18 protein-coding genes are annotated in these 20,485 nt (G+C 65.0%); 2 read left to right on the forward strand and 16 right to left on the reverse strand.

Features of this window, described 5'->3' with window-relative positions:
• Positions 1-51: 51 nt before the first annotated feature.
• The 12 genes from der to J2X09_RS00945 all read right to left on the reverse strand — a co-directional run bounded on the left by der (position 52) and on the right by J2X09_RS00945 (position 12,710).
• On the reverse strand, positions 52-1,386 hold the full coding sequence (gene der / locus J2X09_RS00890; protein WP_204731469.1) for a ribosome biogenesis GTPase Der: 1,335 nt from the start codon (positions 1,384-1,386) through the stop codon (positions 52-54).
• 49 nt (positions 1,387-1,435) lie between these two features.
• On the reverse strand, positions 1,436-2,590 hold the full coding sequence (gene bamB / locus J2X09_RS00895; protein WP_204731470.1) for an outer membrane protein assembly factor BamB: 1,155 nt from the start codon (positions 2,588-2,590) through the stop codon (positions 1,436-1,438).
• A gap of 5 nt (positions 2,591-2,595) precedes the next feature.
• Positions 2,596-3,261: a YfgM family protein gene (locus J2X09_RS00900; protein WP_204731471.1), complete on the reverse strand. Its 666-nt coding sequence runs from the start codon at positions 3,259-3,261 to the stop codon at positions 2,596-2,598.
• Between the two features lie 90 nt (positions 3,262-3,351).
• Positions 3,352-4,656: a histidine--tRNA ligase gene (gene hisS, locus J2X09_RS00905; RefSeq protein WP_204731472.1), complete on the reverse strand. Its 1,305-nt coding sequence runs from the start codon at positions 4,654-4,656 to the stop codon at positions 3,352-3,354.
• A gap of 48 nt (positions 4,657-4,704) precedes the next feature.
• A complete protein-coding gene (ispG, locus tag J2X09_RS00910) occupies positions 4,705-5,985 on the reverse strand; it encodes a flavodoxin-dependent (E)-4-hydroxy-3-methylbut-2-enyl-diphosphate synthase (RefSeq protein WP_204731929.1) in 1,281 nt (426 codons plus the stop codon).
• A 2-nt stretch (positions 5,986-5,987) separates the two neighbouring features.
• A complete protein-coding gene (locus J2X09_RS00915) occupies positions 5,988-6,890 on the reverse strand; it encodes a RodZ domain-containing protein (protein ID WP_204731473.1) in 903 nt (300 codons plus the stop codon).
• Positions 6,883-7,749, reverse strand: a complete 867-nt coding sequence (gene pilW, locus J2X09_RS00920) for a type IV pilus biogenesis/stability protein PilW (protein WP_204731474.1) — start codon at positions 7,747-7,749, stop codon at positions 6,883-6,885. The genes J2X09_RS00915 and pilW overlap by 8 nt, the downstream gene beginning before the upstream one ends.
• Entirely contained in the window at positions 7,746-8,891 is a 1,146-nt protein-coding gene (rlmN, locus tag J2X09_RS00925; protein ID WP_204731475.1) for a dual-specificity RNA methyltransferase RlmN, read from the reverse strand. Before rlmN ends, pilW begins: the two co-directional genes overlap by 4 nt.
• A 7-nt stretch (positions 8,892-8,898) precedes the next feature.
• Complete coding sequence (ndk, locus tag J2X09_RS00930; RefSeq protein WP_204731476.1) at positions 8,899-9,324, reverse strand: nucleoside-diphosphate kinase; 426 nt, start codon at positions 9,322-9,324, stop codon at positions 8,899-8,901.
• A gap of 119 nt (positions 9,325-9,443) precedes the next feature.
• Positions 9,444-10,772, reverse strand: coding sequence for a pseudouridine synthase (locus tag J2X09_RS00935; RefSeq protein WP_204731477.1), 1,329 nt, complete (start codon positions 10,770-10,772; stop codon positions 9,444-9,446).
• Positions 10,738-11,523: an SMC-Scp complex subunit ScpB gene (gene scpB / locus J2X09_RS00940; RefSeq protein ID WP_204731478.1), complete on the reverse strand. Its 786-nt coding sequence runs from the start codon at positions 11,521-11,523 to the stop codon at positions 10,738-10,740. Before scpB ends, J2X09_RS00935 begins: the two co-directional genes overlap by 35 nt.
• Positions 11,524-11,729: 206 nt before the next feature.
• Entirely contained in the window at positions 11,730-12,710 is a 981-nt protein-coding gene (locus J2X09_RS00945; protein WP_374726475.1) for an RluA family pseudouridine synthase, read from the reverse strand.
• 131 nt (positions 12,711-12,841) lie between these two features.
• Here J2X09_RS00945 and J2X09_RS00950 point away from each other — a divergent pair, with 131 nt between their 5' ends.
• Positions 12,842-13,621 (forward strand): outer membrane protein assembly factor BamD, encoded by a 780-nt coding sequence (locus J2X09_RS00950; RefSeq protein ID WP_374726481.1) that lies wholly within the window; start codon positions 12,842-12,844, stop codon positions 13,619-13,621.
• Here the strand turns inward: J2X09_RS00950 and J2X09_RS00955 are convergent.
• Positions 13,584-15,629 carry an ATP-dependent DNA helicase gene (locus J2X09_RS00955; RefSeq protein WP_310307050.1) on the reverse strand — a complete coding sequence of 682 codons (2,046 nt, stop codon included), beginning with the start codon at positions 15,627-15,629 and terminating at the stop codon, positions 13,584-13,586. The genes J2X09_RS00950 and J2X09_RS00955 overlap by 38 nt on opposite strands.
• Before the next feature lie 170 nt (positions 15,630-15,799).
• On the opposite strand from J2X09_RS00955, the gene J2X09_RS00960 reads away from it, so the two are divergent.
• Positions 15,800-16,558 carry a PP2C family protein-serine/threonine phosphatase gene (locus J2X09_RS00960; RefSeq protein ID WP_204731480.1) on the forward strand — a complete coding sequence of 253 codons (759 nt, stop codon included), beginning with the start codon at positions 15,800-15,802 and terminating at the stop codon, positions 16,556-16,558.
• Positions 16,559-16,565: 7 nt separating this feature from the next.
• On the opposite strand, the gene zapE is transcribed toward J2X09_RS00960, so the two are convergent.
• The 3 genes from zapE to odhB all read right to left on the reverse strand — a co-directional run bounded on the left by zapE (position 16,566) and on the right by odhB (position 20,473).
• Positions 16,566-17,663, reverse strand: coding sequence for a cell division protein ZapE (gene zapE, locus J2X09_RS00965; protein WP_204731481.1), 1,098 nt, complete (start codon positions 17,661-17,663; stop codon positions 16,566-16,568).
• Positions 17,664-17,673: 10 nt separating this feature from the next.
• The gene (gene lpdA / locus J2X09_RS00970; protein ID WP_204731482.1) at positions 17,674-19,101 is read right to left on the reverse strand and encodes a dihydrolipoyl dehydrogenase; all 1,428 of its coding nucleotides are present in this window, start codon (positions 19,099-19,101) and stop codon (positions 17,674-17,676) included.
• 109 nt (positions 19,102-19,210) lie between these two features.
• Positions 19,211-20,473: a 2-oxoglutarate dehydrogenase complex dihydrolipoyllysine-residue succinyltransferase gene (gene odhB, locus J2X09_RS00975; protein WP_204731483.1), complete on the reverse strand. Its 1,263-nt coding sequence runs from the start codon at positions 20,471-20,473 to the stop codon at positions 19,211-19,213.
• Positions 20,474-20,485 lie beyond the last annotated feature (12 nt).

Consider the following 20,485-nt stretch of genomic DNA (forward strand, 5'->3'; position numbering starts at 1 on the left):
GAATGGACCATACCACAGCCGAGCGCGCGGGCCGAGGTTCAGTCGAAATTCCTACTCCTTGAAGGGATTGGCGGAGGTTTTGAATTCGATCCGCAGGGGCGTGCCGACCAGATCGAAGGCTTTGCGGAAACGCCCTTCCAGGAACCGCTTGTAGGCGTCCGGCACATTTTCCAGAGAATTCCCGTGGATCACGATCACCGGCGGATTCATGCCGCCCTGGTGGGCATACCGCATCTTGGGACGGAACATGCCACTGCGGGTCGGCGCCTGAAAGGCAACCGCCTCCATCAGCAGACGCGTCAGCACCGGCGTGGACATCTTTCGCATGGCGGAAGCATGAGCCTGGGTAATGGACTTCCAGACCGGGCCAAGACCCTGGCGTTTCTGGGCGGAAATCAGGTGCAGCGACGCAAACTTGAGGAACGCCAGCCGGGTTTCCACCTGCCTCTCGATCTGTTCGCGCTGGTAGGCGTCCACCGCATCCCATTTGTTGATCGCCAGCACCACGGCGCGGCCACTTTCCAGGATATAGCCCGCGATGTGGGCGTCCTGGTCGGTCACGCCCTGGCTGGCGTCGAGCAACAGCAGGACGACGTGGGCATTCTCGATGGCCTGCAGGGTCTTCACCACCGAGAACTTTTCGATGGCCTCGAATACCCGTCCCTTGCGGCGGATGCCCGCGGTGTCGATCAGTTCGAATTTCTGGCCCGAGCGCTCGAAAGGCACGGAAATGGCGTCCCGCGTCGTGCCCGGCATGTCGAAAGCGACCAGGCGCTCCTCACCCAGCCAGGCATTGATCAGGGTGGACTTCCCCACGTTGGGTCGTCCAGCCACCGCGAGGCGGATGACACCAGTCTCGATCTCCGGCTCTTCTTCGTCCTCGGGTGGCAAGCCAGGAATCAGTTCCAGCGCGCTGTCAAGCATGGAGCGCACGCCCTGCCCGTGCGCACCGGAGACGGCCATCACCTCGCCAAGACCGAGCTCATAGAACTCGACCAGTTGCAGACCCTGGGTCATGCCCTCGGCCTTGTTCGCCACCAGCAACGTGGGCTTGCCCAACCGGCGCAGGTAACCCGCGATCTCGTGGTCCTGCGCACTGATGCCGGCGCGAGCATCGACCACGAAGATGACCACGTCAGATTCCGCGACGGCCTGGCGGGTCTGTTTGGCCATTTCCTTATAGATGCCCTCGCTCGCCTCGGGCTCGAAGCCGCCCGTGTCGATAACGATGTATTCACGGCGCCCCTGGCGGCCATTGCCGTAGTGGCGATCGCGGGTCAGGCCCGCAAAGTCGGCCACGATGGCATCGCGTGAACTCGTCAAGCGGTTGAACAGGGTGGACTTGCCCACATTGGGCCGGCCCACCAGGGCGATGACGGGTTTCAAGGAAAGGACTTTCGTTCAGGCGTTCGCGGACCGGGCGTTCACGCTGGCGTTACTGGGGGCGCCAGGCGAACACGCCGCCGTTGCGCGTCTGGACCACGAGGGCGTCGCCCGCGAGGACCGGCGCAGCCAGGATCGGCGAGCCATCGGTGTTGAGGCGGGTCATTTCGCTGCCGTCCTCACGGGAGATCAGGTGCACCAGACCACGGCTGTCAGCGACCGCCACCACCCTGCCCAGCGCCAGTGGCGCGGTCAGACCTCGGTACTTGAGGCGATCGATACCCCACGCGGGCTCACCGTTGCTGCGTTGCCAAGCCTGAAAACGGCCATCGGATTCGCTGCCGAACACGAGTCGGTCGTCGCCATGCACGCCGGTCGTCCCCTGCGCGGCGCGTGTCCAGGTCACCGTGCCGCGGCTGGCATCCACGCACCCCACAGCGGCGGAATACGCACGAGCGCAGATGCTGTTACCGATACGGCTGACCGGGCCCATGATGTCGACCAGACGTTCGACTTCGTTGGTCCCGCGCGATGTGGCGATGGGCGCTTCCCAGCGCACCGCGCCGTTGTCGGGGTTCAGGCCCGTGAGGCGACCAGCCAGACCCGCCACCAGCGTATCGCCAACCGCCAGCAACGCACCCGTCTGGCTGAGCACCAGGGGCTCGGCGGGGCGGCTCTGGTTCCAGAGGCGCGCGCCGGTCTTGCCATCGAAAGCGGTGACGACGCGGTCGGCCGTCAGCACGAAGACGCGGCCCCCAGCCACCAGGGGTGCAGTGAAGGAGCGCGCCGGCAAGCGGACTCGCCAGACTTCGCCGCCATCGCTGATGGCCACGAGCTGGTTGTTGCGCGTGACGACCGCCGCCGTCTGTCCATCGGAGCCAACGCCGGCCGCGATGGGGGTGTTCAGGTTGAGCCGCCAGACATCCTTGCCGGTGGCGGCATCGATCGCCGCCACGGTACCGGCATTGCCTGCCACGAAGACCCGCCCTGCGACAAAAAGCGGGGCAAGCGACGCATGACTTTCACCGACCTGCGTCGACCAGGCCAGTTGCGTGCCCATCAAAGCCGCCACAGGCGGCAACTCGGCTGGCTGGGGCTTCTTGGAACTCGAAGAACATGCCGACAACAGAACAACGGCGGCCAGCCCGGCGACGGGCAGTGCCCGGCGCCAGGACGCGGTGAAGGAACGGGTGGTGCAGAGGGCCATGGATTTCAACGTGCAGTGGGAGACAGGCTGGCGACGTCCACGCCCAGAGCGGCGAGCTTGACTTCGACCAGGCGGCGGTACTCGGTGCGTGGGCCGAGGGCTTGCCATGCGGTCTGATACTGTGCCCTGGCTTCGTCTGGTTTGCCTTGCGCCATGTACACATCGCCCCGGCGGTCGGCCACCAGGGGTTCGAACGACTTGGGCACCGGCACCTCGAGCGTTTTCAGGGCCTGGTCGAACGCCTTGGACTCCACGTCGAGCGCGGCGAGGCGCAAGCGTGCCACGGCCTTGTAGGAAGCGTCGCCGGACTTCTCTGAAGCCCAGGTGAGCGCAGCGCGGGCCTTGTCGACCTGACCTGCATCGAACAGCGTCTTGCCGGCAAGCAGCGCGGCCTGGCTGGCAAAGGTAGTGCTGCCGAAGCTGGACTGCATGTCGGCCAGGGCGCGCTCCACACGTTCGATGTCACGCGCCAGCACGGCGCGATCCACCTCGTCATACAGGGCGGCGGCTTTGACGCCCTGCGAGCGTTGCCAGTAGTTCCAGCCATTCCAGGCCGCAAAGGAACCCAGAATGACGATCAGCACCCAGCTGATGAGGTTGCCGTACTGAGCCCAGAAGTGCTTGATCTGATCGATCTGTTCCTGTTCTTCGAGGTCGAGGTGCTTGGCCATGATGAATGCTTGTCTGGAAATTCGGGCGCGGCGTGCGCAACGGGGCATTGTAGGCGGGAGGCCTCTGGCCACCCGGGCGAACGCACGGCGTCAGGCACTTCGCAGGCGTTGCGCCCAACTGGCCACGCCGTCGAGCGGCAACAGGCTTTGCGCGGCATCGGCCGGCGCGTCGTTTCGCGGACCGCGCAGGGCTTTGAGCGCCACCGACCCCTGCTGCATTTCCTGCTCTCCGAAAATGAGCGCGAAGCGGGCGCCGCTGGCATCGGCCTTCTTGAACTGCGACTTCATGCTGCCCATGCCGTCGGCTCCGCCTGCGTGCATCTGAACATTCACGCCTTGCTGGCGCAAGCTGCGCAGCACGGGCATCACAGCGGGAACACGTGCGGCATCGGGCACCACGGCATAGGCGTCCGGCACCGGTTGTTCGGGCAGCAGGTTCTGCTCTTTCAGCAGTTCAAGGATGCGCTCCATGCCCATGGCCCAGCCGACGGCTGGCGCCGCCTTGCCACCGATCTGCTCGAACAGGCCGTCATAACGGCCGCCTGCGCAAACGGTACCCTGCGAGCCCAGCTGCGTCGTGACGAACTCGAACACCGACAGGTTGTAGTAATCCATGCCCCGCACAAGGCGCGGGTTGATGCGGTACGCGATGCCATGGGCATCGAGCAACCCGCGCAGGCGGTTGAAATGATCCAGCGACTCGGCACCGAGGTGATCCATCAGACGCGGGGCCGCATTGACCAGATCCTGCATGGATGGATTCTTGGTGTCGAGAATGCGCAGCGGATTGCTGTGCAGCCGGCGCCGGGCTTCCTCATCAAGCCGATCGATGTGCGCTTTCAGGTAGGCGATCAAGGCCTGGCGGTGAGCGAGGCGCTCGGGCGGTTGCCCGAGGCTGTTGATCTCGAGCTCGATGCCGGTCAGGCCCAGCTCGGCCCAGAGGTCGCAGGCCAGCACAATGAGCTCGGCATCCACGTCCGGCCCGGCAAAGCCCAGCGCTTCGGCGCCAAACTGGTGGAACTGCCGATAGCGGCCACGCTGCGGACGTTCGTGCCGGAACATCGGCCCCATGTAGTAAAGCCGCTTGCCACCGTCGTACAGCAGCGAATGCTCCAGTGCCGCACGCACCACCCCTGCGGTGTTCTCGGGCCGAAGGGTGAGCTGCTCACCGTTGAGCCGATCTTCGAAGGAGTACATCTCCTTTTCAACGATGTCGGTCACCTCGCCCAGGCCGCGCACAAACAGCGCGGTGGGCTCGACGATGGGCGTGCGCAGGTTGCGGTACCCGTAGCGGCGCATCAGCGTGCGCAGCGTGTCTTCCAGCCACTCCCAGTGCGCGGACGCGGGAGGGGCAATGTCGTTCATGCCTTTGACGGCGCTCAGTTTGTCTGCCATGCCATTTCTCGTTCAGCCATGCGCCGCGCGCGGGAGGATCGCCGCCACTCAACGCGCCGCGCCGAATTTGTTCTCGATGTACTTTTCAACGACCTGCTGGAATTCGCGTGCGATGCCATCGCCACGCAGCGTCATGGCCTTCTGCCCGTCGATGAAGATCGGGGCTGCCGGTGCTTCGCCTGTGCCGGGCAGGCTGATGCCGATATCGGCGTGCTTGCTTTCACCCGGTCCATTGACGATGCAACCCATCACCGCCACCTTGAGGCTCTCCACACCAGGGTAGCGTGCACGCCAGACCGGCATGGAACTGCGCAGGTAGTCGTCGATCTGCTTGGCCAGTTCCTGGAACGTGGTGCTGGTGGTGCGCCCACAGCCCGGGCAGGCGGTGACGGACGGCACAAAGGCACGCATGCCCAGGGCCTGCAGGATCTCGGAGGCGATCACCACCTCCTGCGTGCGCGATTCGCCGGGTTGCGGCGTGAGCGACACGCGGATCGTGTCACCGATACCCTGCTGCAACAACACCGACAGCGCCGCAGCCGAGGCCACCGCGCCCTTGGTGCCCATGCCGGCTTCGGTCAGGCCGAGATGCAGTGCATAGTCGCAACGCTGCGCCAGCGCCTGGTAGACAGCGATCAGGTCCTGCACCGCGCTGACCTTGCACGACAGCACGATGTTGTTGCCAGCGAGACCAATCTCTTCTGCCTTGCGAGCGGAGTCGAGCGCCGACGTGATCAGCGCTTCATACATCACCTGCTTCACGTCCCACGGTGCGTCACGTCGTGCGTTGTCATCCATCAGGCGCGCAAGGAGATCCTGATCAAGGCTGCCCCAGTTGACACCGATGCGGATCGCCTTGTCGTGGCGCGCGGCGATCTCCACCATCTGCGCGAACTGCCGGTCACCCTTTTCGCCACGGCCCACGTTGCCGGGGTTGATGCGGTACTTCGACAAGGCTTCGGCGCAGGCCGGGTGGTCGGTCAGCAAGCGGTGACCGTTGTAGTGGAAGTCACCGATCAGCGGCACGTTCACACCCATGCGGTCAAGCTGCTCCCGGATATAAGGCACGGCTTTGGCGGCTTCGTCATTGTTGACGGTGATGCGCACCAGCTCCGAACCGGCCAGCGCCAGTTCCTTGACCTGGATGGCCGTGCCCACGGCATCGGCCGTGTCGGTGTTGGTCATGGACTGCACACGCACCGGCGCGTCACCCCCGACCGTCACCCGGTGATCACCCCAGGCCACCACCCCTTGCCGGCTGCGGCGGGGCCGTGCCGCCGACAGCGGAATCGGTTCGCAGGATGCAGAGGCGCGCACCAGGGTGTCCATCTTCATTTCACCTCGAATCGGGCCACGTTGTTGCGGACGAAGCGGCTCACGTCGAACGGCTTGCCGCGCACCGTCACCTGGGCCACCTCGGCTCGGCCCAGCACCACGGTATAGGGGGGCGTGCTGGAAAAATCGACCGCATCGCCAGCCTGCAGCACGCGCTGGATCACCACGCTGCCTGAACCGTTGGTCACCTCTACCCAGGATTCGCCTGTGGCAGCGATGGTCAGCAGGCTGCTGGTGTTTGGTGCGGGGGATGTTGCGGCCGCAGGCGCTGTCTCCACCGGGGAGGCGATCGCAGCTGGAGGAGCGGGTGCAGCGGGAGCGGCCGGTTCGGCCTGCGCGGCACCCTCCACCACGGGCGTGGCAGGCACAGCGGGCTCTTGCGCAGGTTCCGGCTCGACCGCTGCCACGGGTTCGACCGTCTCGACGGGCGTGACCACACTGCCAGCCTCGACCTGTGCCGTCTCTTCCAGGCGCGGCATGAAGACGATCACCAGTGCCCCAAGCAGCAGAACGATGGCCGCCAGCAGCGCGGGACGCGAGAGCCAGCCAAGCGGGTTGAGTGGCGCAGGATCGTGCGCCGGCTGGAACGGTGTGTTGATCGCCTGGCGGGACCCGCCGAGTTCGGGAATCGCCCCCTGAGGAATCTGTTCGAGAACGGGAGCCGGATCGATCTTGAGATGGCGGCAGGCACTGGACGCGAGCGCCCGGGCGAATGTCAGGTCAGGCAGTTCGCTGTAGCGCCCCGCTTCCAGGGCTTCAAGTTTCCTCACGGGCACCTTGAGCGCTGCCGCCAGGGCGGCAATGTGCAGACCCGCCGCTTCGCGTGCCGTGCGCAGCAGCAACGGGCGAGATGTGCCCTCCACTGCTTGTGTTCCTTCGTTGGCCAACGCCTCACTCATCAAATGCTCTCCGCTGATACGAGGCCCATTCCCGCGACTCCGGATAACGCCGGCTGAGTTGCTGGGCCAGTTGCGCCATGGCTTCGGTGTTGCCCAGGCGCTGCTCTACCTTGATGCCGAGCCACAGGGTTTCGGCATTGGCAAATTCGCCGTTGTTCAGCCTGCGGATGGTGAACTGAGCCTTGGCATTCTCGCCACGGCGGAATTGCAGCGCCGCCAGGTTGTACGCCGTGATGGGATTGCCCGGATCGAGCTCGTAGGAGCGCGCCAGACTGGCTTCGGCTTCGTTGAACTGCGCTGCCCGTACCTGGCAGATGCCTTTCGCCATCAGTGTTTTGGCCTGACCACCATACACCGGGCTGGCCAGCGCCTGCTGGAACAGGTCGATGGCCTGGGGATACCGGCCCTGCTGGCAAGCGTACAGACCGTAGTGATGGAGCACGTCGGGATCGCGGGGGCTCAACTGTTGAGCACGCCTGAAACTTTCGTCGGCCAGCCGGAATTCGTTGAGCCTCGCATAGACGAGGCCTCGCAAGGTGTAGGCCGGCGCGTAGTTCGGATCGGCACCCAACGCCAGCTTGATTTCGTCGAGCGCAACCGTCGTCTGGCCCTGCTCGAAATAACCCGAAGCCAGTTCCACACGGATGCGCGCGCGTTTGCGTGCTTCGGGCTCGTCCGACTCCGTGATGGGTTCGGTTCCCGTAGCAACAGCCGCCGCCGTGCTGGCGGGCAGCCCCTGCGTCTGGGCACACCCGGTCAAAAGCACCAGCAACAAGGTCAGCCAGAAACCAGCCGCCACACCACGGCGGTTCAGGCTCTCGCAAAGCGCCCGGGAACGGGTGTGGATCGCGTGTGTCATGCCTGCCTTTCCTTTTGAACGAATCGAATGGGGCGCTCGCTGGCCTGGCGCCGCTGCGCGAGGCGCTGGGCGGCATTGGTGCGGTCGAGCACATCCCCCGCAAGCTGGCCGCAGGCGGCGTCGATGTCATCGCCACGCGTCTTTCGCACGGTGGTCACCACACCGCCTTCGTTGAGCATTTGTCCGAAGCGCTGAACCACAGCGCGTGGCGAGCACGTCAGTCCCGAGTCGGGAAAGGGGTTGAAAGGAATCAGGTTGACCTTGCAAGGCACGCCTCGCTCGCCATGCTGGCGGAGCACGGCCAGCAGCTCGCGGGCATGCTCGGGCTGGTCATTGACACCATCGAGCATGCAGTACTCGAACGTGATGAAATCGCGCGGTGCTGCAGGCAGGTAACGCAGGCAGGCGTCCAGCAGTTCGGCGATGGGGTATTTGCGGTTGAGCGGCACCAGGTCGTTGCGCAGCGCATCGTTGGGCGCGTGCAGCGAGACCGCCAATGCCACCGGGCAATCCTGCGCCAGGCGATCCATCATCGGCACTACGCCGGAAGTCGAGACGGTAACGCGACGGCGTGAGAGGCCGTAGCCGTGGTCGTCCAGCATGGCGCGCAGGGCCGGCACCAATGCGTGGTAGTTCTGGAGGGGTTCGCCCATGCCCATCATGACCACATTCGTGATCACCCGTTCCCCACGCTGGAGGTGGCGACGCAGAAAATGCTCGGCGTGCCAGAGCTGGGCCAGAATTTCACCGGTGGTGAGATTGCGCGAAAAACCCTGGTGTCCCGTGGAGCAGAAACGGCAACCCACGGCACAACCAGCCTGAGAGGAGATGCAGAGCGTGCCGCGGTCGTCCTCAGGGATGAACACGGTTTCCACCGCGTTGCCATCGCCCACGTCGAACAACCACTTGATGGTGCCGTCGGCCGAGTCCTGGCGCGACAGGACAGGCAGGTCGGTGATGGTGCAGACGGCGGGCAACTTGTCGCGCAAGCTGCGCGCAAGGTCGGTCATCTGGGCAAAGTCAGATGCACCCTTCTGGTGGATCCAGCGGAACAGCTGAACGGCGCGAAAACGCTTCTCGCCCAGCTGCTCGCAAAAGGCGGCCAAACCCTCGAGATCGAAGTCGAGCAGATTGGCCGTCATACCATGATCAACGCGAGTAGACGTTGAGGCCAGCGAAGAAGAAAGCCACTTCGGCGGCAGCGGTTTCGGGCGCGTCGGAACCGTGCACGGCGTTGGCGTCGATGCTGTCAGCGAAGTCAGCGCGGATGGTGCCGGCAGCCGCCTTCTTGGGGTCGGTGGCGCCCATCAGGTCGCGGTTCTTGATGATGGCGCCTTCGCCTTCGAGCACCTGGATCATCACGGGACCAGAGATCATGAAATCGACCAGATCCTTGAAGAAGGGGCGGGCCTTGTGCACGGCGTAGAAAGCCTCGGCTTCACCACGGGACAGGTGGGCCATGCGGGAGGCCACGATCTTCAGACCAGCCGCTTCAAAACGGGCATAAATCTGGCCGATGACGTTCTTGGCGACGGCGTCGGGCTTGATGATCGAGAGAGTGCGTTCGATGGCCATAGAAATCCTGAAGTTTTTCGGGTGAATCTTCAGAGACCCGGGCGGGTCTCACAAAGCCCACGATTCTACATTGCTCAGGTGTAGGTGCCACGGCAGGCCAGGCGCAGACCCTTGCCTCGTCAACGCCCGCCCGAGCGCCCGCCACGCCGGCGCCCGCCCCCGGAGGGTCCACCCCGCCCGGCATCCTGCTCCCGGCGACGCTGAAGGGCATCCTGACCGATATAACCGAACGACGTTTTCATGGGGTCGGGCTGGGAACCGGCTGCACCCTGCCCCTTGCCGCCGCTTTTGCCTCCACGTGACTTGTTACCACCCGGTGTACCCGCCGCCCCATAGCCGCCGTTGCCACGGCGATCACCAAATCCTGGTCCATCGGGCCGGGTACCCTGTGGTTTGCCTGGCGCGCGCGGGCCCTTGGCGACCTGCTTGCCCCGCTGGGCAGGGTGGCGGCCACCGGGGCGTGGTCCTCGCGGGTCGTCGGCGCTGGCCAGCCCCGCGGCGGCCGTCAACCGTCCGATGTCACGGTCATCCAGCTCCAGCCAGACGCCCCGCCTGAGCCCGCGCGGCAACATCACGGCGCCGTAACGGATGCGAATCAGCCGGCTCACGGCATGACCCACTGCCTCGAACATGCGGCGCACCTCGCGGTTGCGGCCTTCGCCGATGGTCACGCGGTACCAGCAATTGGCACCCTCGCCACCACCATCCTCGATGGATGCAAACTGCGCCACACCGTCGTCCAGTTGCACGCCGCCAAGCAATCGCTGCTTTTCCTCATTGGACAAAGCCCCCAGCACACGCACGGCGTACTCACGTTGCAAGCCGAAGCGCGGATGCATCAGGCGATTGGCCAACTCACCGGAATTGGTCAGCAGCAGCAGGCCTTCGGTGTTGAGATCCAGCCGCCCCACCGACTGCCACTTGCCCTGCATGAGTTTGGGCAGCCGTCGGAACACGGTCGGACGGTTCTGGGGATCATCGTGAGACACCACCTCCCCAGCGGGCTTGTGGTAGGCCAGCACGCGCGGCGGCGGCGGCGTCATGCGCACGCGCACCGGCTTGCCATTGACCTTGATCACGTCGCCGAACTGGATGCGCTGCCCGATGTGGGCAGGCTCTCCGTTGACCGAAATACGCCCCTCGAGGATGAGTTGCTCCATCTCCAGGCGGGAGCCCATGCCGGCTTGCGCCAGCACCTTGTGCAGCTTGGGCGACTCGGCCTGGGGTGCCAGCACGCGTTTGGTGGGCAGCGGGGCATCCTGCTCCTGCTCTGCGTCGAAGGCGCCACTGACAACGTCATCAAAAGCCAGGGCATCGGCGTCCGGCAGCGGGCGCGAAGACGCCTCAGCCCCGGCGTCAGCCCCCCTGGGCCCCGGGGTTGCGTCGCCAGGCACGATCGGATCGGACGTCGGCTCAGTCGTCGCGGGAGGGTTGTTCGCCGGGTTCATGGTGTTCCTGGGTGGAGGAAGAATCGTTTTGCTGCGGATCGGCAGCGCTGGCGCTGTCGTCAATGGAGCCCATGGCCGACTCGGCCGGCGCGGGCGATGCGATGTCGTCCGCCACGGGTATGGCAGGTTCAGCCACCTCCTCCACCGGCCCGGCGGCGTCCGCCGTCTCGGCCTCGTCGGACTGCAGACTCGAGGAAAGCGACTCGAAATCCAGCCGGTCCAGCGCCGACTCCTGGATTTCGTTGCCCTCCAGCGGCGGCAGTTGGTCGAGCGATGAAAGGCCGAGGTCGTCGAGGAACTGGCGGGTGGTGGCAAAAAGCGCAGGACGCCCCACCGTCTCGCGGTGGCCGATCACTTCGACCCAGCCACGGTCTTCCAGCTGTTTGATGATCAGCGAGTTGATGGTCACTCCGCGGATGTCTTCCATGTCCCCACGCGTCACGGGCTGGCGGTAAGCAATGATGGCCAGCGTCTCCATGGTCGCCCGGCTGTAACGCGGCGGCTTCTCAGGGTGCAGCCGATCGAGGTACGGGCGCAACTCCGGCCGGCTCTGGAAGCGCCAGCCGCTGGCCACCTGCACCAGCTCCACACCGCGACCGGTCCATTCGAGTTGCAGGTCGATCAGCAAGGTCTTGAGCGTGTCCGCCGAGACTTCGGCATCGAACAACGCACCCAGCTCCCGCACGGACAGGGGCTGGGGAGCGCAGATCAACGCCGTCTCGAGGACGCGCTTGGCATCCGTGGTGTTCATGGTGTCAGTCTGTCAAAAGCCGGCATGACCGGGGCGGTACAGGAGGGTGGGCATGGAGCCCGTTGCACTCGAACCGGCGACGACGGGACGATGACCGTCGGCTCAGGGCGCCGGAGAAGAACCAGTTGCCCAGCAGGGCAGGAAACCGGGGGCAGTGAGCTCAGGACCTCGACACCGCCAGACGGTGGCTGCTGGCACAGTGGCATTCACTCGAGAAATCCGAAGTCCGCACCGGGCTGATTGTAACGGAGCCCGCTGTCATCGATGGCAGCGAGCAGGTCTGGGGGTGGGGACGACTGGAATGCCAAGGGCGCACCCGTGATCGGGTGCCGCAGCGTCAACCGCGCCGCGTGCAACGCCTGCCGCGACATGCCCCACAACGCACGTCCACCGTACAGCGAGTCCCCCACTAGGGGGTGCCCCATCCACGCCATGTGGACGCGGATCTGATGGGTGCGCCCGGTGTGCAGCTTGCAGGCCACCAGACAGGCCTGCTCGGAACCGTCCAGCAGGCGAATGGTGGTCTGCGCGGTTTTTCCCATGCCTGTTTCGGGGCGGACCACGGCCATGCGCAGGCGGTTGCTCACGTCGCGGCCGATCGGCTGGTCCACTCCCTTCTCGTGGGCCCCCTGCCAGCCGCCGTGCGCCAGCGCAAGATACTGGCGATTCACCTCGCGGGCGGCAATGGCCCTGACCAGGGCTTCGACCGCCTGCCTCGACTTGCCCACCAGCATCAGCCCAGAGGTGTCCTTGTCCAGTCGGTGAACGATGCCCGCCCGGGGCAGTGCGGCCGCGCCCGAGTGATGCGCCAGCAACCCGTTGAGCAGCGTGCCCGTCCAATGGCCCGCCGCCGGATGCACGACCAGCCCTGCAGGCTTCTGGATGACCAGCAGATCCGCATCCTCGAAAACGATGTCCAGTGCCATGGTCTGCGGCACGAAGGCCTGGGCCTGTTGGGTGGGCCTGAGCTCCACCGACAGGCGATTACCCACCCCGACGCGGGCTGCCGGCTTGTGCAACACCTTGCCACGCATCACCACGGCACCATCGGCCATGAGCTGCTGCAGATAGGAACGGGAAAACTCCGGGATCAACTGCGCGAGCGCCCGATCGATGCGCCAGCCATGCATGTCCGCCGGCACCTCGCACACCCGCGTTTCCACCTCCGGCAACAGCTCGTCAGGCACGGAACCGCCCTCACCGTCATGCCCCGGTGCGGAACCTTCCCCGGGATCCCCCGTCGATATAATTTGCGAAGTCAAACCCATTGTTCCGTTGTAAAGGTGCGCCCGTGAAATTGACGTCCAGATTATCGGCTGTGCCCCTGTGTGTGCTGGGTTCCGTGCTCGTGCTCAGTGCATGCAGCACCACCACCAAGGACGAAACTGCCGGCTGGAGCCCCAACCGCATCTACAGCGAAGCGACCGACGAGCGTGCTGCGGGCAACTTCGAAAAGTCGGTGACGCTGCTCGAAAAGCTGGAGGGTCGTGCCGCTGGTACGCCGCTGGCCCAGCAGGCGCAGATCGACAAGGCTTACACCCAATACAAGGCCGGCGAACAGGCACAGGCCCTGGCCACGCTGGATCGCTTCCAGAAATTGCATCCCACCAGCCCGGCGATGGACTACGCGCTGTACCTCAAGGGCCTTGTGAACTTCAACGACAACCTCGGCCTTTTCGGTTCGCTGGCCCGCCAGGACCTGTCGGAGCGCGACCAGAAAGCCGCCAAGGAGTCTTTCGAGGCTTTCCGTGAACTCGTCACGCGCTTCCCGGATTCCCGCTACAGCCCCGATGCCCGTGACCGCATGACGTACATCGTCAATTCGCTTGCGCAGTATGAAGTGCATGTGGCGCGCTACTACTACAGCCGCGGCGCTTACCTGGCGGCAGTGAACCGGGCGCAGACGGCGCTGAGCGACTACGTCAACGCGCCCGCACTCGAGGAAGCCCTCTTCATCATGGTGCGCTCCTACGAAGCCTTGGGCCTGACCCAGCTTCGCGACGACGCGCAGCGCGTGATGGTGGCCAACTACCCCCAGAGCGAGTACCTGACCAACGGCTTCAAGGCAAAAGACGATCCCTGGTGGAAGATCTGGTAAGCACCAGGGCATCCAGGGCCGCTTCCATTTCGGCCTCGTCCACGAGCCGGCGCATTGCCGGCAGTGCCGCCAGCAGACGGTTTCCGTAAGAGCGCGTCAGCAGGCGACGGTCCCCGATCACCATCACGCCTCGATCCGTTTCGGCACGGATCAGACGGCCGGCCCCCTGCTTGAGCGCCATGGCAGCCTCGGGCACGAAGGCATCGTTGAAGGCACTGAGACCGCGTGCCTCCAGCCGCTGTCCACGCGCCTGCATCAGTGGGTCGTCCGGAGGCGGAAACGGCAACTTGTCGATCACCAGCAGTTGCAGCGCATCGCCGGGCAGATCAACCCCCTCCCAGAACGACGCGGAAGCCATCAGCACCGACGGTACATCCGCGCGGCGAAACCGCTCCAGCAGGGTTCGTTTGGAGAGGCGCCCTTGTACCAGCACCTGCAAGGTGGCGCAACGGCCTTGCGCCACCAGGGTCTCCAGGTGACTCGCCATGCGGAACGCTGCCCGCAAGGTCGTGGTCAGCACCAGGGTGCGCCCCCCCAGGCGCGAGGCCCAGCGAGCCACCGCATCGGCAAGGGCCTGCGTGTGTGATGCGTCGCCCGGCTCCGGCAGATCGTGCGGTACGTAGAGCGAAGCCTGTGCCGCATGGTCGAATGGACTGGGTACCTGCAGCGTGCGCAACCCAGGCCAGGCGTCCAGCCCAAGCCCTCGCGTGAACCAGCTCAAGTCATCGTCGCTGCCGAGCGTGGCGGATGCAAACACCCAGCTGCGGGCACCTGAAGAATTGTCGACCAGAAGGCGCTGGAACAGACTGGAGCTGTCGGGCGGAGCCCACAACACACGCCAGTCATGGCCCTCACCCCACTCCACCCATCGCGCACCACCGGGCGAGCGTCCCGAGGGTGCAAGGCGGGCGATGGCGTGCAGGACGCCGCGCAGCCCCAGCACGCGCTCGCGCAGCCGCTCCAGATCGGGCGCAGCCTGTGCCGTCGCGGTGAGCGCCTGCAGACTCGACGCCAGCGCGTGGTCCAGGTCGCTCAGACAACGCATCCAGGCGTCTGCCCCCACCCCTTCAGGGGCATCCCCCTGCCAGCGATGGCGACGCGCGCGGCCGTCAGTCTGGCGAGGCACGGATGCCACCGCCCGCGCCGCCTGCTCGATGGTCAGCGCCAGATGGGCCCACGGCTGCTGACCCCGTGCCCATTGGGGTCCCCGGGTCGCCAGATCCCGGGCCAGCTCGCGCAATTGCCCAGCGCTCAGCATGCTGCCCAGAAAGGGAATGCCGGTGTCGTTCAGTTGATGGGCCTCATCGAACACCACCACTTCGGCCGCAGGCAACAAAGTCGCCACACCCGACTCCTGCAGCAGTTGGTCGGCGTAGAACAGATGGTGGTTGATGACCACCCAGTCGGCATGCAGCGCCTCGTCGCGCGCGCGGTTCACGTGGCAGGCAGCGTGCTGCGGGCAACCCGATCCCAGGCAGTTGTCGCGTGTGGAAGTGACCAACGGACGCAACGGCGAGCGCTCGTCCAGGGCTTCGAGTTCGGCCAGATCACCGCTGCGCGACTGTCTGGCCCAGCGCAGGACCTGCGACAACCCGATGGTGATGGAGGGGTCGCGCAGGCCTGCGGACGCAGGGCCTTCCAGTGCCTGCTCCAACCGGTGCAGGCAGACGTAGCTGGCGCGGCCTTTGAGCAGGGCTGTGCGCACGGGCAAACCCAAGGCGCGCGACACGGCTGGAATGTCGCGCGCGAACAGCTGATCTTGCAGGGCCTGGGTGGCGGTGGACAACAGCGCACGACGTCCACTCAACAGCACCGGCACCAGATAGGCGAAGGTTTTGCCGATGCCCGTGCCCGCCTCCACCGCAAGCGCCTCGCCGAGATCGATGGCGCGCGCCACGGCCTCGGCCATGGCGAGTTGCCCTTGGCGAGGGCGCGGGTTTCCATGCATGCGTGCGATCGGCCCGTCCGCGGCAAACGCCGATGCCACCCCCTCCTGCAGCAGGCTCAAGTTCTCCCCTTCATGCCCGAAATACCGTTAAGCCGATGCTTGCCACCGAATGGCGGACCGCCGCGCAGGGGTTCACGGTTTCGGTGACGGTAGGGCTGTCCGCACCATATAAGTGGATACCATTGCATTCACTTTTTCATTTGCATTCGAACCGAGCGCCGACAACATCCATGTCCAAAGGCTACCGCATCCAGGCATCCACCGGCATCCACCGGGGTGACCGTGACTACCAGCAAGACCAGGTCTGCCTGCTGAGCCACCCGCGCCACGGTTCCTGCATGCTGGCGGTGCTAGCCGACGGCATGGGCGGGCGCAGCGGCGGGCGCAAGGCGTCGGACCAGGTCATGCTCACAGCGCGACAGCTGTTCGACCGCTACGACCCGGAAACCGATGACTCTGCGGCCTTGCTGCGCCAGATCGTCGAGGAATCCCATCTGGTCATCAAGCTCACGGCGGTTTCGGCCGAGCAGGAACCGCACAGTACCATCGCCGCCTTTCTGATCAACCCGGGTGGCGACAGCCACTGGGTGCACGCGGGCGACTCGCGGATCTATCACTTCCGCAACGGCCGCATGGTGTTCCGCACCATGGACCACTCTTATGTGCAGACGCTGGTGAACCAGGGCGAAATCAGTGAGGAAGAAGCGCTCGATCATCCGCACGCCAACATCCTCATGGGCTGCCTGGGCACCGAAAACGAGCCGCCGGTGGACATCCACGTGGTGCCTCAATTGAGCGCGGGCGATGCGCTGATGGCCTGCAGCGACGGCATCTGGCATTACTTCACCCCGGAAGAACTCTCCAGCACCATCGCCATGCTTTCCCCGCGCGAAGCCTGTGAATTCCTGATCCAGAAGGCCCGCTCACGCGCCAAGGGCATGGGCGACAACCTCTCGATGGCGATCGTCAAGCTCGAGCCGCTCGGCTGAACGAGCCTCAGGTGAGGCCGGTGTCCACGAGCCGGTGTTCGAGTGACAGGAACTCCTGTGACTGCATCTCGGTCAGGCGCGAGACGGTGCGCGGGAACTCGTGAGACATCGGGCCTTCCACATACAGCTCTTCCGGGGCAACGGCGGCCGACATCACCAGCTTGACACGGCGGTCGTAGAGCACGTCCACCAGCCAGGTGAACCGGCGCGCTTCAGATGCCTGACGCACCGACATCTGGGGCACGTTCGACAGCATCAGCGTGTGAAACTGGCTCGCGATCTCAAGGTAGTCGTTCTGCGACCGGGGCCCGCCGCACAGCGTGCGGAAATCGAACCAGATCACGCCACCCGCACGCCGCACGGCCTGGATCTGCCGCGCCTCGATGTTCATCACCGGGTCCTGGTCCCCCACCTCCGCCAGCTCGGAAAAGGTGGTTTCCATGGCGGCATCGGCCTCGGGTCCCAGAGGGCAGTGGTACAGCTGGATGTGGTTGAGCGTGCGGCGGCGGTAGTCGGTGCCGTTGTCGACACTGAGCACCTCCAGCCGCTGTTTGAGCAATTCGATGGCGGGCAGGATGCGATCGCGATGCAGGCCATCTGGGTACAGATCATCCGGATGGAAGTTGGAGGTGGTCACAAAGCCCACGCCGGCCTTGAAAAGCGCATCCAGCAGGCGGTGCAGGATCATCGCGTCGGTCACGTCGGCCACGTGGAACTCATCAAAGCAGATGAGCTTGTAGCGTTTGGCGATCCGCATTCCGAGTTCGTCCAGCGGGTTCACCGTGCCCTGCAATTCGCGCAGCTCACGGTGTACCTCACGCATGAACTCGTGAAAATGCAGGCGCGTCTTGCGCCTAAGCGGTACCGCGTTGAAGAAGCAATCCATGAGGAAGCTCTTGCCCCGCCCCACGCCCCCGTACATGTACACGCCACGCGGAATCTCGGGGTTGACGAAGAGCTTCTTCAGCGAGTTCGAACGCTTCTGCTTGTAGACCGTCCACTCGGCTGCACAGCGCTCCAGCGCGCCGATCGCCCGTTCCTGGGCAGGGTCGGACGTGTAGCCACGCTCCTTGAGCGCGGCTTCGTAGGTGCTGCGAACGCTCAAGATCGCCGGATCAGAAGTTCAGCGTGCGCTTGTCCACCGCGAGCGCGGCTTCCTTCGTCGCCTCGGACAGCGAAGGATGCGCGTGGCAGATGCGGGCGATATCCTCTGCGCTGGCTTTGAACTCCATGGCAACGACGGCCTCGGCGATCAGCTCGCTGGCCATGGGGCCCACGATATGCACGCCCAGGATTTCGTCGGTCGTCGCATCGGCCAGGAACTTGACCATGCCGGTGGTGTCACCCAGCGCTCGCGCACGGCCGTTGGCCAGGAACGGGAAAGTGCCTGCCTTGTATTTCACGCCGTCGGTCTTGAGCTGCTGCTCGGTGCGACCGACCCATGCAATCTCGGGGCTGGTGTAGATCACCCAGGGAATGGTGTTGAAGTTGACGTGGCCATGCTGTCCAGCGATGCGCTCGGCCACCGCCACACCCTCTTCTTCCGCCTTGTGCGCCAGCATCGGGCCGCGCACCACATCGCCCACGGCCCAGACGCCTTTGAGGCTGGTGCGGCACTCTGCATCCACCACGATGGCACCACGCTCGTCGAGCTGCAGGCCCACGGCTTGCGCGTTGAGGCCAATGGTGTTCGGGACCCGACCGATGGACACGATCAGCTTGTCGGCATCAAGGCTTTGCGCCTCGCCCTTGGCGTTGGTGTAAGCCACGCTCACGCCCTTCTTGCCGGTCTTGACCTCACCGACCTTCACGCCCAGCTCGATCTTCAAGCCCTGTTTGTCGAAGGCCTTCTTGGCTTCCTTGGCGATCTGCTCGTCCACCGCGCCGAGGAACGTCGGCAGACCTTCCAGAATGGTGACCTCCGAGCCCAGTCGGCGCCACACGGACCCCATTTCAAGTCCAATGACACCCGAGCCGATCAGCACCAGTTTCTTGGGCACTGCACCGATGCGCAGCGCACCGTCGTTGGACAGCACCGTTTCCTCGTCGAACGGCACACCCGGCAGCGCGCGTGCGTTGGAACCCGTGGCCACGATGATCTGCTGCCCCGTGATGACCTCTTCCTTGGTGCCGGCGACCTGGATCTCGTACCCCGCCTCCACGGCCTTCACGAACGAGCCACGACCGTGGAAGAAGGTGACCTTGTTCTTCTTGAACAGGTACAGGATGCCGTCGTTGTTCTGCTTCACCACCGTGTCCTTGCGGCCGATCATCTTGGCGATGTCGATCTTCACGCTGGTCGCGCTGATGCCGTGGTCCGCAAAGTGGTGGTTGGCGTGTTCGAAATGCTCGGACGACTGCAGCAGCGCCTTGCTGGGAATGCAACCCACGTTGGTACAGGTGCCACCCGGAGCGGGGCCACCCGATGCGTTCTTCCATTCGTCGATACAGGCCACCTTGAAACCGAGCTGGGCCGCGCGGATAGCCGCGATATAGCCACCGGGGCCACCACCGATGACGATGACGTCAAATGCTTGAGACATGTGATTCTTTCAATTCAGAGACACCGCGGAACCGGCTTCGCCGGGCCGCAGGTGTCGCCCCCTTGAGGGGGGATTCGGCTACACGAAGTGAGCAAGAAACGGGGGTGGATCAGATATCAAACAGCAGGCGGGCAGGATCTTCCAGCGCTTCCTTCATCGCCACCAGACCCAGCACAGCCTCGCGACCATCGATGATGCGGTGGTCATACGACATGGCGAAGTAGTTCATGGGGCGAACAACGACCTGGCCGTTTTCAACCATGGCGCGATCCTTGGTGGCGTGCACGCCGAGGATGGCTGACTGTGGCGGGTTGATGATGGGGGTGGACATCATCGAACCAAAGGTGCCGCCGTTGGAGATCGAGAACGTGCCCCCGGTGAGATCGTCCAGGCCCAGCTTGCCATCCTTGGCCTTCTGGCCGAATTCGGCGATCTTCTTCTCGATGTCGGCGAAGCTCATCTGGTCGGCATTGCGCAGGATGGGCACCACCAGACCGCGCGGCGAGCCCACGGCGATACCAATGTCGAAATAGCCGTGGTAGACGATGTCGTTGCCATCGACCGAAGCGTTCAGGATCGGGTACTTCTTGAGCGCGTGAACCGCGGCCTTCACGAAGAAGCTCATGAAGCCCAGCTTCACGCCGTGTTCCTTCTCGAACTTCTCCTGGAACTTCTTGCGCATTTCTATCACCGGAGCCATGTTCACCTCGTTGAAGGTGGTCAGGATGGCGTTGGTGGACTGGGACTGCAGCAGGCGCTCGGCCACGCGGGCGCGCAGGCGGGTCATGGCCACGCGCTCTTCAGGACGGTCGCCCAGATCAGGTGCCACCACGGGCACCTGCGGCAGCACCTTGGAAGGCGCGCCCGTCGGGATGGCCACGGGAGCGGCCACGGCCGCCTTCGGAGCCGCCACGGCGGAAAGCACGTCACCCTTGGTCACGCGACCATCCTTGCCGGTGCCCGCCACCGAGCCTGCGGCGAGGTTGTTGTCGGCCATCAGCTTGGCGGCCGCGGGCATCGCCACGCCAGCCTTGGATGGCGTGGCAGCAGCGGCCGCCGCAGGCGCTGCCACTGGAGCGGCGGCTGCGGGTGCCGGTGCGGCGGCTGCAGGAGCTGCAGCACCCGCGACCGCGGCGGTGTCGATGCGCGCGATCAACTGGTCGGCGGCGACGGTGGCACCGTCGCCCTGCACCAGCTCCACCAGCACGCCAGCCGCAGGAGCGGGAACTTCGAGGACGACTTTGTCGGTCTCGATCTCGATCAGGATTTCATCAGCGGCGACGGCTTCGCCGGCCTTCTTCTTCCATGCCAGCAAGGTGGCTTCGGCCACCGATTCGGACAGCTGCGGAACTTTGACTTCTACGATTGCCATGTTGGTTCTACC

This window comes from Hydrogenophaga laconesensis (genome assembly GCF_031457235.1).
GTDB classification, from domain to species: domain Bacteria; phylum Pseudomonadota; class Gammaproteobacteria; order Burkholderiales; family Burkholderiaceae_C; genus Hydrogenophaga; species Hydrogenophaga laconesensis.